The sequence below is a fragment of the Mycobacterium sp. ENV421 genome (assembly GCF_002887815.1).
In the GTDB taxonomy this organism is placed as follows: domain Bacteria; phylum Actinomycetota; class Actinomycetes; order Mycobacteriales; family Mycobacteriaceae; genus Mycobacterium.
This window is the reverse complement of record NZ_PDHO01000018.1, coordinates 68953-82888: the sequence shown is the minus strand read 5'-3', so window position 1 is coordinate 82888 and position 13936 is coordinate 68953. Positions and strand designations below refer to the sequence as shown.

At 65.7% G+C, this 13936-nt stretch carries 13 protein-coding genes; 9 read left to right on the top strand and 4 right to left on the bottom strand.

Annotation, left to right across the window (positions count from 1 at the left end):
• Positions 1–74 precede the first annotated feature (74 nt).
• Positions 75–1475, top strand: a complete 1401-nt coding sequence (locus CRM90_RS20065) for a xylulokinase (RefSeq protein WP_102808689.1) — start codon at positions 75–77, stop codon at positions 1473–1475.
• Here CRM90_RS20065 and alr read toward each other — a convergent pair.
• The 4 genes from alr to CRM90_RS20045 form a co-directional block, all read right to left on the bottom strand.
• Positions 1436–2617: an alanine racemase gene (gene alr / locus CRM90_RS20060; RefSeq protein WP_102808688.1), complete on the bottom strand. Its 1182-nt coding sequence runs from the start codon at positions 2615–2617 to the stop codon at positions 1436–1438. The genes CRM90_RS20065 and alr overlap by 40 nt on opposite strands.
• Complete coding sequence (locus tag CRM90_RS20055; protein ID WP_102808687.1) at positions 2580–3599, bottom strand: aminotransferase class IV; 1020 nt, start codon at positions 3597–3599, stop codon at positions 2580–2582. The genes alr and CRM90_RS20055 overlap by 38 nt, the downstream gene beginning before the upstream one ends.
• A 22-nt stretch (positions 3600–3621) precedes the next feature.
• The gene (locus tag CRM90_RS20050) at positions 3622–5142 is read right to left on the bottom strand and encodes an APC family permease (protein WP_102808717.1); all 1521 of its coding nucleotides are present in this window, start codon (positions 5140–5142) and stop codon (positions 3622–3624) included.
• 89 nt (positions 5143–5231) lie between these two features.
• Positions 5232–6128, bottom strand: coding sequence for a LysR family transcriptional regulator (locus CRM90_RS20045; protein ID WP_102808686.1), 897 nt, complete (start codon positions 6126–6128; stop codon positions 5232–5234).
• Positions 6129–6313: 185 nt separating this feature from the next.
• On the opposite strand from CRM90_RS20045, the gene CRM90_RS20040 reads away from it, so the two are divergent.
• The 8 genes from CRM90_RS20040 to CRM90_RS20005 are packed head-to-tail and all read left to right on the top strand — an operon-like array spanning position 6314 to position 13933.
• The gene (locus CRM90_RS20040) at positions 6314–7129 is read left to right on the top strand and encodes an SDR family NAD(P)-dependent oxidoreductase (RefSeq protein WP_102808685.1); all 816 of its coding nucleotides are present in this window, start codon (positions 6314–6316) and stop codon (positions 7127–7129) included.
• 46 nt (positions 7130–7175) lie between these two features.
• The gene (locus CRM90_RS20035) at positions 7176–7841 is read left to right on the top strand and encodes a TetR/AcrR family transcriptional regulator (RefSeq protein WP_036344187.1); all 666 of its coding nucleotides are present in this window, start codon (positions 7176–7178) and stop codon (positions 7839–7841) included.
• Between the two features lie 7 nt (positions 7842–7848).
• Positions 7849–8043 carry a ferredoxin gene (locus CRM90_RS20030; protein WP_047331619.1) on the top strand — a complete coding sequence of 65 codons (195 nt, stop codon included), beginning with the start codon at positions 7849–7851 and terminating at the stop codon, positions 8041–8043.
• 3 nt (positions 8044–8046) lie between these two features.
• Complete coding sequence (locus CRM90_RS20025) at positions 8047–9285, top strand: cytochrome P450 (RefSeq protein WP_102808684.1); 1239 nt, start codon at positions 8047–8049, stop codon at positions 9283–9285.
• 40 nt (positions 9286–9325) lie between these two features.
• Positions 9326–10495, top strand: coding sequence for an amidohydrolase family protein (locus CRM90_RS20020; RefSeq protein ID WP_102808683.1), 1170 nt, complete (start codon positions 9326–9328; stop codon positions 10493–10495).
• 28 nt (positions 10496–10523) lie between these two features.
• A complete protein-coding gene (locus CRM90_RS20015; protein WP_199189967.1) occupies positions 10524–11792 on the top strand; it encodes a M24 family metallopeptidase in 1269 nt (422 codons plus the stop codon).
• A complete protein-coding gene (locus tag CRM90_RS20010; protein ID WP_102808681.1) occupies positions 11782–12930 on the top strand; it encodes a M24 family metallopeptidase in 1149 nt (382 codons plus the stop codon). The genes CRM90_RS20015 and CRM90_RS20010 overlap by 11 nt, the downstream gene beginning before the upstream one ends.
• The gene (locus tag CRM90_RS20005; protein WP_102808680.1) at positions 12923–13933 is read left to right on the top strand and encodes an enoyl-CoA hydratase/isomerase family protein; all 1011 of its coding nucleotides are present in this window, start codon (positions 12923–12925) and stop codon (positions 13931–13933) included. The genes CRM90_RS20010 and CRM90_RS20005 overlap by 8 nt, the downstream gene beginning before the upstream one ends.
• Positions 13934–13936: the final 3 nt, after the last annotated feature.

Genomic DNA, 13936 nt, shown 5'->3' with positions numbered 1-13936 from the left:
TGTTTGGTCGGCTAGGTCGTGACCAGGTTGAATAGGGGAGTGTCGCGCAGCGAATCGCCCATGAGGGCCCAGGTATGACGCTTGTTGCCGGCGTGGACTCGTCCACCCAGTCGTGCAAGGTCCTGATCTGTGATGCCGCCACCGGTGCGGTCGTGCGGTCGGCGACCACCCCGCACCCCCCGGGCACCGAGGTCGACCCCGAGCTCTGGTGGGATGCCCTCCAGCGCAGCATCGCCGACGCCGGTGGCATCGACGACGTGGCCGCGGTGTCGGTCGGTGGCCAGCAACACGGCCTGGTCTGCCTCGACCGGCGTGGCGCGGTGGTGCGGCCCGCCTTGCTGTGGAACGACACCCGCTCCGGTACGGCCGCCGCCGAACTGGTGACAGAACTGGGCGGAGCTGCCTGGTGGGCAGCTCAGATCGGCGTCGTGCCGGTCGCATCGGTCACCGTCACCAAGCTTCGCTGGCTGGCCGACCACGAACCGGGCAACGCCGACTCGACCGCCGCGGTGTGTCTCCCACACGATTGGCTGACCTGGCGACTGCGCGGTACCACCGACATCGGTGAGTTGTGCACCGACCGCAGTGACGCCAGCGGCACCGGCTACTACTCGGCGGCGGCCGGTGGGTACCGAGACGATGTGCTCACCACCGCCATGCGCGGCCGCCGGCCGGCACTGCCACGGGTCCTGGGTCCGCACGAGCCGGCTGGGCAGACCGCCACCGGCGCGGTGTTGGGGCCTGGCGCCGGGGACAACGCCGCCGCCGCATTGGGACTCGGTGCCGGCGTCGGTGACTGCGTCGTCTCGTTGGGCACCTCCGGAGTGGTCAGCGCCGTGAGTGAAGCGCCGCCGCGTGACTCACACGGGCTGGTTGCCGGCTTCGCCGACGCGACAGGCCGGTATCTACCGCTGGTGTGCACTCTCAACGGCGCACCGGTTCTGGCCGCGGTCGCGGAAATGCTGGGGGTGACCCTCGAGGACTTCTCCCGCCTGGCGCTCAGTGCGCCTGCCGGTGCCGAAGGCCTGATCTGGGTGCCCTACTTCGACGGCGAACGCTCACCGAATCTGCCCGCCGCCTCCGGTGCGCTGCACGGTGTGACCAGTCGTAATCTGTTGCCGGCCAACATTGCCCGAGCTGCCGTCGAAGGATTACTCGCCTCGATGCGATTCTGTCTGGACAAGATCGCCGAGCAGGGAGTCGGCGCCGAACGGGTGATGATCGTCGGCGGCGGGGTGCGCTCCGAAGCGGTCCGGCGGATCGCACCGGCCGTGCTGTCCATGGCGGTCGCGGTGCCTGAACCGGCCGAGTACGTCGCCCTCGGTGCCGCCCGTCAGGCAGCGTGGACGCTGAACGGCGGCGACTGCCCGAGGTGGTCGTCGGTCCGGTCCGTGGTCTATGAGGCCGAGCCGACTCCAACGGTGATGGAGCGCTATCAGGATGCCTGCCTGCTGACGCTGGGCCGAGATAGATAGCGCCGCACGGTGCGCCCTCTCACACCGGAGAGGATCTCGTAGTCGATCGTGCCCGCGGCGCGTGCCCAGTCCGCGGCCGTCTGCTCGCCGGTGATGCCCGACCCGAACAGCACTGCTCGGTCACCCTCGGTCACGCCGGTTGCGCCAGGGCCGAGGTCGACGACGAACTGGTCCATACAGACTCGTCCCGCACTGGGGAATCGTCGCCCGTCGATCATGACCGCGAACCCGTCCGACAGCACCCGAGGGACACCATCCGCGTAGCCACAGGCCACCACCGCGATCGTGGTGTCGCGCGGCGCGATCCACGTGTGGTTGTACGAAACGCCCTGTCCTGCCGAGATCTTCTTGACGAGCGCGATCTCGGCCGTCAGCGTCATCGCCGGTTCGAGACCGAAATCGCCGAGCTGTGGAACGGGGGTGCGCCCGTAGATGGCGATTCCGGCGCGGACCAGATCGCGGGACAGGTCCGGGCGAGTCAGTGCCGCAGCCGAATTCGACACGTGCACCACCTGCGCGGGTGTGGCCGCTCGGCGCAGGTCTGCCACGCAGTCATCCAGATGTACCGCCTGCCGAGTATTCAGCGGGTGGTCCGGTTCATCGCCTCTGGCAAGGTGTGTCATCGCGGTCCGCATCACCACCGAACCGGATGCCGCAGATGTGGCGATTGCGTCGCACAGCTGCGGCCACTCCGACAGCGCGGCGCCGCCGCGTCCGAGGCCGGTGTCGACCTTCACCCCGATCGTCGCGGCGGCGCCAACGGACTCGGCAGCCGCCACCACTGCCGACAACTGACCGACCGAGGACACCACCACTTCCACGCCTGCGACAATCGCGGCGGCGAAATCGCTTGTGGGCGTGTGGAGCCAGGCCACGATTGGAGCAGACACCCCGTCGCGGCGCAGTGCCAGGGCCTCGTCGACCGTGGCAACTCCGATCTCGGCAGCACCGGCCGCCAATGCTGCACGCGCGACCTGGGTGGCGCCGTGACCATAACCGTCGGCTTTGACAACTGCCATCAGACCCGATCGCGCACGCTCACCCACCACGCGCACGTTGTGGGCGATCGCGCCCAGGTCGACGACGGCCTCGACGGCCGCCACGTCAGTAGTCGATGGCTTCGATGAGCGGCGACGGCTCATCCATCAACGCCCAGAAGCGATCCCGGATCGCCACCGTCAGTGGGCCTGGTCGGCCGTCGCCGAATGCCTCGCCGTCCAGTGAGACGATCGGCGTCACGCCGCCCGCGGTGGTCACCGCCATCAGCTCGTCGGCATCGTAGAGTTCGCGGCTGGTCACGTCGCACAAGGTCGCTTCGATGCCCATGGCGTCGGCGATCTCGAAGACCGTCTTGCGGGTGATCCCGGGCAGCGCGTTGCGCGACGGGGAGAACAGGTTGCCGTCCTTGACGATCACGACGTTGAAGCCCGGCCCCTCGGCCACACAGTTGTCGGCGTCCAACAGGATGGCGGTACGCGCCCCGCGGTCCTTGGCCTCGAAGCTGGCCGCGGTCAGATCACCCCACTGGTAGTTCTTGATGGTCGGATCCACGGTGTTGCGGCCGGCTCGCCGGACGTGGCGCGGCACGATCGCAGTGGTGCCGAAGATCTGTTCCTCGGGCGGAAATGCCCAGAGGTAGGGGATCGCGTAGATGTAGACCTGATGGTTGAGTTTGGACAAGTCTTTCTCACCCTTGCGTTTTCCGTAGCCGCGGGTGACGGTCAGGTTGACGAACGACTCTCGAAGTCCCGACAGCGCGACGCAGCGCTTGGTGATGTCGGCCAGCTCCTCCTTGGTCATCCCGGGGTCCAGCCGCAGCTTGCGAGCGCCGTCGAGCAGCCGGTCCAGGTGATCGCCGAGCCGGAAGATGTTGCCATGCCAGACATGCGCGACGGTGTAGGTGAGATCGGAGTGGCCGAAGCCGGTGTCGAAAATGGAGATCCTGGCCTCCGAAGCCGGCACGTACTCTCCTTCGATCCAGGCGGCGCCGCCGGCGAATTCGGTGGAGTAGTCCAACTCGTAGTCACTGTATTGGATGACCGACCCGGGTGGGGTGTCCTCGCGGATGGCGCCGGGCTCGACGCTGACCAGATTGCTGGTGGCGAATTCGGTGTGAATTGTCATGTGGGTGCTTCCTTTTCGGGGTCTAGTCGTTGACCAGGTGGGTGCGGGCGAAGTCTGATCCGGCCTCGCCGCGGCTGAGCCGGCCACGCAGTCCGGTGCCCCACCACAGGGCGCCGACCGCGACGATGCCGAGGAACACCCAGCCATTACCGGCGAACTGTGGCAGGAATATCAGCGCCACCGCGACGGCGAGGAACACGACCAGCGCGGTGACGTAGACCGGTACGCGGAAGCGGCCCAGATCGAAGGTGCCCGGTTCGCCCTGCGGGATGGTGCCTTTGCGCACGCCGACCAGCAGGCCGATCGTCTGCAGGATGTAGACCGAGAAGAACAACAGTGAGGCGATACCGAGGATGTAGTTGAACGCCTTCTCGTTGACCAAAGCGGATAGCAGCAACACGGTGGACAGGCACCCGAGACCGATGACCGCATACGTGGGGGTCTTGCTCTTGGCCGAGACATGACGCCACAGGTGGGAGGCCGGCAGCATGTTGTCCCGCGCCATCGAGTAGGTCAGCCGGGTGGCCACCAGGATGTTGGACAGCAAGCAAGCCAGGATGTTGGTGAGCGCAACGGCGACAACGATTTTGGTGACGACCGGCCCGGCTTGCTGGTTGATGATCTCCTCGATCGGCGCGGCCGAATTGGCCTGCACGGCCGTTTCGTCCCGGATCGCCAGCACGTAGACGACGTACATCAGCAGTTCGATCACGATCGAGGTGACCAGTGCGTAGAACATGGTGCGCGGGACCACGTGGCGGGCGTTCTTGGTCTCTTCGGCGACGTCGGCGCCGGACTCCACGCCGATCAGGCCGAAGAACGGGCCGAGTGCGGCGGCCAGCCAGGCCACCGCGTAGGAGTCCTTGTCGCCGGATTCACCGCCGGTGAACAGTGCCGAGATGGGTTGGTGGTGGTCGGGGGCGGACAACGCGATGATCGCCACCAACAGTGTCGCGCCGACGGTGACGATCAGCTCCAGGCTCACGCCGATGTTGTTGACCATGGTGGCGAAGCGCACGCCGTAGATGTTGATGAGCACGCAGAGGAACACCACGCCGATGGCGACGAGGATCTGCTCGCTCTGCGTCATGTTCCAGCCGAACAGGCCGCCGAGGTAGCCCGACAAGATGAAGCCGACGCCTGTCATGCCACTGATCCAGCCGAGCAGGGCGACGAACCCGGTGAACCAGCCGAGGCTGGGGCCGTTGATCCGGCTGGTCCACTGGTAGGCGTAACCCGCCAGCGGAATCTTGGCTGTCAGGTCGGCCGCGATGAAGGCCCACAGCGAGAAGACGACTCCGGCCAGCAGCAGCGTCCACACGAACGGGCCGCCGGCGGTGAAATAGCCGGCGCCGAATCCGGTGAAGACCGCGGTCGTGGCACTGATGGTGGCGAATCCGATGGCGAACGAGGCAAGGGAGCCCACCGACCGGTCAAGTCGCTGCTGGTAGCCGAACTCGGCGAGCCGGGCGTCCTCGCTTTCGCCCGGACGGGCTGGGGGCGGTAACGGTGAATGAGTGGAGGGGGTCAGCGCATCGGTCATGGTCACTCCAGGTCAGGGCGGCTCATAGAACAACTGAAGCCAGGAAAACGCGCCGTGAACGGTTTCGGAAGTTCCACATTTCAATGGACTTATAAACGTGATTTATCAGCGGGTTCCTCGCCGAAGTTCCAGTGCTCCTGAACATGCGAGACCAGCGCCGCTGCCTGCGGAGACAGTCGCGCAGGGTGCCACGCGAGCGCGGTGTAGCTGGGCGGGCGCCCGGTGATCGGCACGTAAACAATTCCGGGCCGGTCGTAGAAATGCGCCACCGAGGATGTCGTGAAGCTGATCCCGAGGCCCCGGGCGATCATCGTGGTCTCGGCTTCGTACGTTGCGGCGATGCCGGCAATGGACGGCGGGCGGTTGCCGCGCACGTCCATCGCCAGCCAGTAGTCGCGCCAGACGCCGGCGGTCATCGGGGCGCACACGATCGGTTCGTCGAGCAGGTCGGTGATGTCGACCTCGGGGCGGGTGGCCAGCCGGTGATCCCGGGGCAGGCACGCCACCCAGCTTTCGGCGTCCAGTAGAAGCATCCGGTGATCGGGCAGATCCACCGGCGGCCGGATCAGCGCGACCTCTGTGCTTCCGTCGCCGAGACCCGCGGTGGGGTCGGCGAAGTCGTACTCGCTGGGTTCGACGACCACGCCCGGGTGCGCCGCCTCGAAGTGTCGAACGATGCGGAACAACAGATCTGCTCCGGTGCCGATCAGGTATCCGAGTCGCAAGACGCCCTGCTGTGTTCCCGACATCGTCACCAGGTTGGCGACGACGGCGTCAACACCGCTGAGCGCCTGCTGCACCTGGGGGAGCCACGCCGCGCCCAAATCCGTCAACGCGACCTCGCGGGTGTTGCGGGTGAACAACGCGACACCGAAGTGGAGCTCGAGTTGCTTGATCGCCGTCGACAACGCCGGCTGGGTGATGAACAGCTTGTCGGCGGCGCGCCGATAGTTCAGCTCGGTGCCAAGGACCGCGAAGTACCTCAACTGGCGCAACGTGACATCGACTTTCGTGGTGCCCTCCTGGCTCGAGACTGGTTGCGAGCTTCCAGTGTGCGTCGATCTCGGCGAGATCGGGCCATTTAAATCACGCGCTTGACTTACCACGCGGACTGCGAGTTGACTGCGAACGCGCACCGGATCGGCGTGCGGACGAGAGGGATTGGGCCGTCATGGGCAACGAATTGGCAGGCAAGGTCGCGGTCGTGACCGGCGGTGCGTCGGGGCTCGGGGCCGCCATCGTCGAGCGATTTCTCGGTGAGGGCGCGATCGTCGTGTTCGGCGACATCGACGCCGAACAGGGGCAGGCGCTGGCCGCGCGGCACGGGGAGAAAGCGCTGTTTGTACCGACCGACGTCGCCGTCACCGAGCAGCTCACCCGCCTCATCGATACTGCGGTCGAGAAGTTCGGTGCCCTCGACGTAATGGTGAACAACGCCGGCGTCTCCGGAAAGATGCACCGGAGTTTCCTGGACGACGGCCTCGAGGATTTCGAGCAGGTGATGGCCGTCAACGTCAAAGCCGTGATGGCGGGAACCCGGGATGCCGCCCGGCACATGACAGAACGCGGCGGCTCGATCATCAACCTGACCTCGATCGGCGGAATGCAGGCCGGCGGCGGTGTGATGACCTATCGGGCGTCCAAGGCCGCGGTCATCCACTTCACCAAGTGCGCCGCGATCGAACTGGCCAACCATGAGATCCGGGTGAACTGCCTTGCGCCCGGCCACATTCGGACGGCCATCGTGTCGAAGTCCGCGCACGGCATGGATCCCGAGCAGGTGGCGAAGTTCGAAGCGGGCATTCGCGCGACCATGCGCGCCGACCGGCCGCTGGAGCGGGAGGGAACCGCCGAGGACGTGGCCGAAGCGATCCTGTACTTCGCAGGCGACCGCTCGCCGTACGTCACCGGCACTGTTCTGCCGGTCGACGGGGGAACCGCGGCGGGCAAGCCGGTGCCGAAGAAGAAAAAGCCGGCAGATTCTTAAATCAATCGCTTGACTTAATCACGCTCGCGGCGTTGACTGGGCTGCGATGACCACCGCCACCACCCCTTCCGGGAGCACCCGCACCGATCGGGCGAGCCTGACCCGCGAAGCGATTCTCACCGCCGCCGAGCGGCTGTTTGCCGAGCACGGCGTCTTCGCGGTGTCCAACCGTCAGGTCAGTGAAGCGGCCGGGCAGGGCAACAATGCGGCCGTCGGCTACCACTTCGGCACCAAGACCGACCTGGTCCGCGCGATCGAGCACAAGCACGCCATACCGGTGGAACGGCTTCGCGAGCAACGGGTTGCGGCGATGGCCGACAGCACGGAGCTCCGGGACTGGGTGGAATGCCTGGTGCTACCGCTGACCGATCACCTGACGGAGCTGGGCAACCCCACCTGGTATGCCCGATTCGCCGCACAGGTGATGGCTGACCCGGCCTACCAGCAGACCGTCAGTCGCGACGCGCTCACGTTGCCCGCTCTGATCACGGTGCTCGAGGGCATCAATCGCTGCCTGCCGGACCTGCCGGCTCATGTCCGCGTCGAGCGCAAGATCATGGGCCGCAACCTGCTGATCCATACCTGTGCGGAATACGAACGTGCCCTCGCCGAGGGTTCAGCCCTGCCTCTGACCAATTGGCGCACAGCCGCTTCCGGACTGGTCGACGCGATCGTCGGTCTGTGGCTGGCCCCCGTGACACGACAAGGTTAGTACCGCGATGAAGGTCACCGTCGACCAGGACAAGTGTGTTTCCTCCGGCCAATGCGTGCTCAACGCGGCCGAGGTCTTCGATCAGCGCGACTCCGACGGTGTCGTGGTGTTGCTCGAAACCAATCCGCCTGCCGACCAGGAAGACAACGCACGCCGGGCGGCCGCGGCCTGTCCCGCACAGGCCATCTACGTCGAGGAGTGAGGCATGTCGGACACATTGACGTCTGACCCGACCGAGGCGGCAACCGCCCCGGAGTATCCGATGGCACGTGAGGCGCGCTGCCCGTTCGCTCCGCCGCCTGGGCTGCTCACGATGAACGAGACCAAGCCGCTGTCGCGGGTGCGGATCTGGGACGGGAGCACCCCGTGGCTGGTGACCGGCTACGAAGCCGCTCGAACGCTGTTCGCCGATTCTCGGATCAGCGTCGACGACCGAAACCCGGGCTTCCCGCATTGGAACGAACACATGCGTGCCACGGTCGACAAGAGGCCGCGCTCGGTGTTCACATCCGACGCCGAGGAGCACACCCGGTTCCGGCGAATGCTGTCCAAGCCGTTCACCTTCCGCCGGGTGGAGACGTTGCGCGAAGTCATCCAGCAGGTCACCGATGAATGTATCGACGAGATCCTGGCCGGACCACAGCCCGCCGATTTGGTCGCCAAGCTCGCCCTGCCGGTGCCGACCCGAGTCATCAGCGACATGCTCGGCGTGCCCTATGAGGACCACGAGTTCTTCCAGGAGCACGCCAACGCCGGCCTGGCCCGCTACGCCGCGGCCGACGCCATGCAAAAGGGCGCAATGAGTCTGCACCAGTACCTCATCAACCTGGTGCGCAAGAAGCAGGAAGAGCCCGCCGAGGACGCCATCTCCGACCTCGCCGAACGTGTCACAGCCGGCGAGATCGACGTCAAGGAAGCCGCGCAGCTGGGCACCGGATTGCTCATCGCCGGGCACGAGACCACGGCCAACATGATCGGGCTCGGCCTCCTCGCGCTGCTGGAGAACCCCGAACAGGCAGCGTTGCTTCGTGATTCGGACGATCCGAAGTTCATCGCGAATGCCGTCGAGGAATTGATGAGGTATCTGTCGATCATCCAGACCGGCCAGCGCCGGGTGGCCCTCGAGGACATCGAGATCGGCGACGAGACCATCAAGGCCGGCGAGGGCGTGATCCTCGATCTGGCCCCGGCCAACTGGGATCCCGCCATGTACCCCGACCCGGGCACGCTGGACCTGACTCGTGATGCCAGCCAGCAGTTGGGATTCGGCTACGGCAGGCACCAATGTGTCGGCCAGCAGCTGGCCCGTGCCGAGATGCAGATCGTGTTCCCCACAGTCCTGCGCCGCATACCCAACATGACATTGGCGATCCCGTTCGAAGAGGTGCCGTTCGCGGAAGACCACCTCGCCTACGGGGTCTACGAAGTCCCCGTTACCTGGTAGCCACCGAATACACGTTCCACAGCCCCGAATGGAGACCAGAATGACCAGCGCAAAAGCCACGCTGTATCCGCCGGAAGGTTTCGGTGCGCCGAAGAACCGCCACGGCCATTCCACCGGCGGGGTCGTGGGACTTCCGGCCGGTACCGAGATCTTCTCGGCCGACAACCACATCTCGGTGGCCGACGACATCTTCTACGACCGCTTTCCCGAGGAACTCAAAGGTTCTGCCCCGCGCATCTGGTACGAGGACGGCGCCTACATGGTCGGCATGAAGGGCAAGGCATGGACCGGTGGTGACTTCGGCCGGGTGCTGATGCAGTACGACGACCTCGCCGGCGCGGCGTCGAACAATATCGAGGCCCGCATCCGCGAGCTCAAAGAGGACGGCATCGACACCGAACTCGCCTTTCCGAACGCTGTACTCGCCTTGTTTCATTACCCGGACAAGTCGTTGCGGGAGCGGGTGTTCCGGATCTACAACGAGCACATCGCAGATCTGCAGGAGCGCTCCAACGGCCACTTCTACGGCGTCGGGCTGATTAACTGGTGGGACCCGAAAGGCACGCGCAGCACCCTGGAGGAGCTGAAAGCGCTGGGGCTCAAGACGTTCCTGCTTCCGCTGAACCCCGGCAAGGATGACGACGGCAACATCTACGACTACGGCAGCACCGACATGGACGCCGTGTGGGACGAGATCGAAGCATCGGGCGTACCCGTCAGCCACCACATCGGCGAGACGCCGCCGAAGACTCCGTGCCAGAACAACAGCGTGGTGGTCGGCATGATGGTCAACGTCGACTCGTTTCGCGAGCAGTTCGCCAAGTACGTGTTCTCCGGAATCCTCGACCGGCATCCCAGCCTGAAGGTCGGCTGGTTCGAGGGGGGCATCGCCTGGGTGCCCACCGCGTTGCAGGACGCCGAGCACATGCTGGCCTCCTATCGACACATGTTCAATCACGAGCTGGAGCACCCAGTGCGCGACTACTGGTCCAAACACATGAGCGCGTCGTTCATGGTCGACCCGCTGGGGCTGCAACTGATCGATCAGATCGGCGTCGATAACGTGATGTGGTCGTCGGACTATCCGCACAACGAGAGCACCTTCGGCTACTCGGAGAAGTCGCTGGCATCGGTGGTGGAGACGGTGGGTCCCGAGGCCGCAGTGAAGATAGTCAGCACCAACGTGCAGAAGTTCCTGGGGATCGCATGAGCGAGCGTGCGAGCGAATCATGGAGCTGATGACGACATCGACCCAGTCCGGCGTCGTCCAGATCGCCCGGACCGGGTATGCGTCGCTGGACATTCCGCAGGAACCCGACTTCAACCGGATGCGCAGCGAAGTCGGCGCGCGGCTGCATGCCGCGATGGCCGATCAGGGCGTGGACGCCCTGGTGCTACTGGGCAACGGCAACGTCATCTACGCGACCGGTATCAGCTGGCCGCTGGCGGACGCCGGGTTGTCGCATGTCGAACGGCCGGTGGCGGTGGTCCTGGCCGACGACGAGCACCCGCATCTGTTCCTGCCGTTCCGCGAGGGGGCGGCGATGGAGTCAGGCCTGCCTGATGACCATCTGCATGGGCCGATCTACCTCGAATTCGACGAAGGGGTAGCGGAATTCGCGAAGATCCTCGCCGGATTGGTCCCGGCGGGTGCGACGGTCGCGACCGATGAATTGACCGGGGCGATGCGACGAGCGGGCGGGGCGCTGTTCCCCAGCGCGCCGGTGGACGCGGCCCCTGTGGTCGGTGCGGCGAAACTCGTCAAGACCATCGACCAGATAGCCTGCATCCGGCGTGCCTGTCAGATCACCGAACTGGCGGTCGCCGAGATTGCGAAGTCGCTGGCACCCGGCGCTCGTCAGATCGACCTGTCTGCCGAATTCGTCCGTCGCACTTTCGAACTCGGCGCGACCACGAACATGTTCGACTCGATCTGGCAGGTCATGCCCACATCGAAGGCGCAGGGAACCTGGACCACGACCGGCGATCTCGCCCTGCCGCTGTTGACGACCGAGCGCGAATTGGCACAAGGCGACGTGTTGTGGACCGACGTGTCCATCTCCTACCACGGCTACTGCTCCGACCACGGGCGCACCTGGATCGTCGGTCAGGAGCCGACCCGGGCTCAGCAGCACCAGTTCGAGAGATGGAGTCGAATTGTCGACGGGGTGCTGGGGGTGACCAAGGCCGGCGCCACGTGTGGTGACCTCGGACGTGCGGCGATCGCCGCTGCCGGCGGGGAGAAGCCGTGGCTGCCGCATTTCTACCTCGGTCATGGTATCGGAACGAGTGCGGCCGAAATGCCCATGATCGGAACTGATCTCGGTCAGGAGTGGGACGACAACTTCGTCTTTCCGGCCGGAATGTTGTTGGTGTTCGAGCCGGTGGTGTGGGAGGACGGCACCGGCGGCTACCGCGGCGAGGAGATCGTCGTGGTTACCGATGATGGCTGGATGCCGCTGACCGCCTATCCATACGACCCGTACGAGGTACCCAATGGGAACTGAAATCGAGGCTGATGCCCGGGCTCTGCGGCTCAGCCGTCGTGAGCGTGCACTGGCCCAGATGGAGGCCCACGACCTCGACGTGCTCGTGCTCGGTCGTCAGGCCAATGTCCGCTATATTTCCGGAGCCCCGCAGCTGTGGGTGGTTGGCACTCGCCCGTTCGGTCCGATCTGCGAATTTGTACGCGCCACCGGCGAGATCCATCTCAACAGCACGTGGGATGAGGGCATTCCCGAGGAGATCCCGCACGAGAATCTGTATGGGTTCGCATGGAACCCGATGACATTGGTCGAGATACTGAAGAACATCAAGGGCGCCGACACCGCGCGTCGAGTCGGGACAGATGCCCTGACACCCACTTTCGCCAAACTGCTGCCGATGGCGTTCCCGAACGCGGAGCTGGTGGACGCCGAGCAGGCCATGCAGGCTGCCCGCCGCGTCAAGACTCCCGAGGAACTGCAGGTATTGCGGCACGCGCTGGCGATCGCCGAGGAGGGTCTGGCCACGGGTGCGGCGGCTCTCGGAGCGGGGACCACCACGAAGGCCATCACCGCTGTGGTGTTGGAGGCTGAGGCCGCCGGTGGAGTGAGCACCCCGGCCACCCAAGACGCCGCCTGGGTGACGTCGAAGGAGCATCCGTGGCGGCGCGCCGAGGGCGGTGATGCGATCCGCGAGGGCGACCTGGTGGTGTTGTCGGCCGGGGTGCTGGCCGACGGTTATGTCGCCGAGGTGGCCCGCACACTCTATGTCGGCGAGCCGACCGAGGCCGTGCGCGCGCTCTACCGGCGCCGAGATGCACTGTGGGACAGTTTAGTCGAGGCGTGCCGACCCGGCATGGCGACGAGCGCATTGTTGGATGCCTACGCTCGCGCCGGTGAGCGACTACCGGTCATGCCGGTGGCGCACGGCCTCGGCTTGGGCTTCGACCCGCCGGTCGTCTCGCCGCAGCTGCGGGCCACCGCCGAGGCTGAACTGTTGGAGGAAGGGATGGTGCTTGCCGTCGCCGCCCACGTCTGGGAGGAGTCGGTCGGCTCGGTGATCACCCGCGACGCCGTCTTGATCACCGCTGACGGGTGCGAGGTACTGACGTCTAGTCCGGCGTGGACCGCCGCGGCGAGCGTCGCTACGAGCAATGGCTGAGACGAAACGCCCGTCGGCCGAGGAGATCATCCTCTACGACAAGGACCCGAAGACCAAGATCGCGACGATCACCTTCAACCGTCCCGAGTACCTCAATGCGCCGACCGCCGCGGCGCGCCTGCGCTATTCGGACCTGCTGTACCAGGCCGGAGTGGACGACCAGGTCAAGGTCGTCGTCATCCGGGGCGTGGGGGAGGATCTCGGCAGCGGTGCCGACCTCCCCGAGTTCATGGAGTTGCAGAACGACGAGGACACCGGCCCCCGGCTCCGGGAGTTCCGGATCCCGCCCGGCACGGTCGAATACCCGCCGCAGGGAACGTATCGCCGCGGCGCCTCGGTCGGTGCCTGGTACGCCAGCCCGCAGTCGGGTATCCGCACACTGCAGGACTTCAAGAAGATCTCGATCCTCGAAGTCAAGGGATATTGCTACGGCTGGCACTTCTACCAGGCCGCCGATGCTGACCTGGTGATCTCCAGCGACGACGCATTGTTCGGCCATCCGTCGTTCCGCTACTACGGCTGGGGTCCCCGGATGTGGTGGTGGACCCAGATGATGGGCATCCGCAAGTTCCAGGAGATGGTGTACACCGGCCGGCCGTTCACCGCCGCCGAGATGTACGAGTGCAACTTCCTCAACAGCGTGGTGTCGCGGGACGAACTCGAAGACGAGGTCAGTCGGTATGCACTGGCCTGCGCGCGAAACCGGCCCACCGACACCGTTTTTCAGCAGAAGATGTTCTTCGAGGTGTTCAAGCAGTTCCAGGGCGAGTACTTGGGCAGCCTGCTCGGCAGCACGTTCGAGTCGCTCGGCGGCGCGGCCGCACGCGACGAGGACGAGTTCGACATGCACGCCGGACTCGACTCAGGTCTCGCGGGCGCGGTGAAGGACAACGACAGCAAGTTCCCACCGGAGTGGCGCCTGTCGAAGTCCGGACGTGCGAAAGTCAAGCCCCAGAAGACCGAGGCAGAGAAGACCGCGACCAAGAAGACGAAGAAGAAGTAGTAG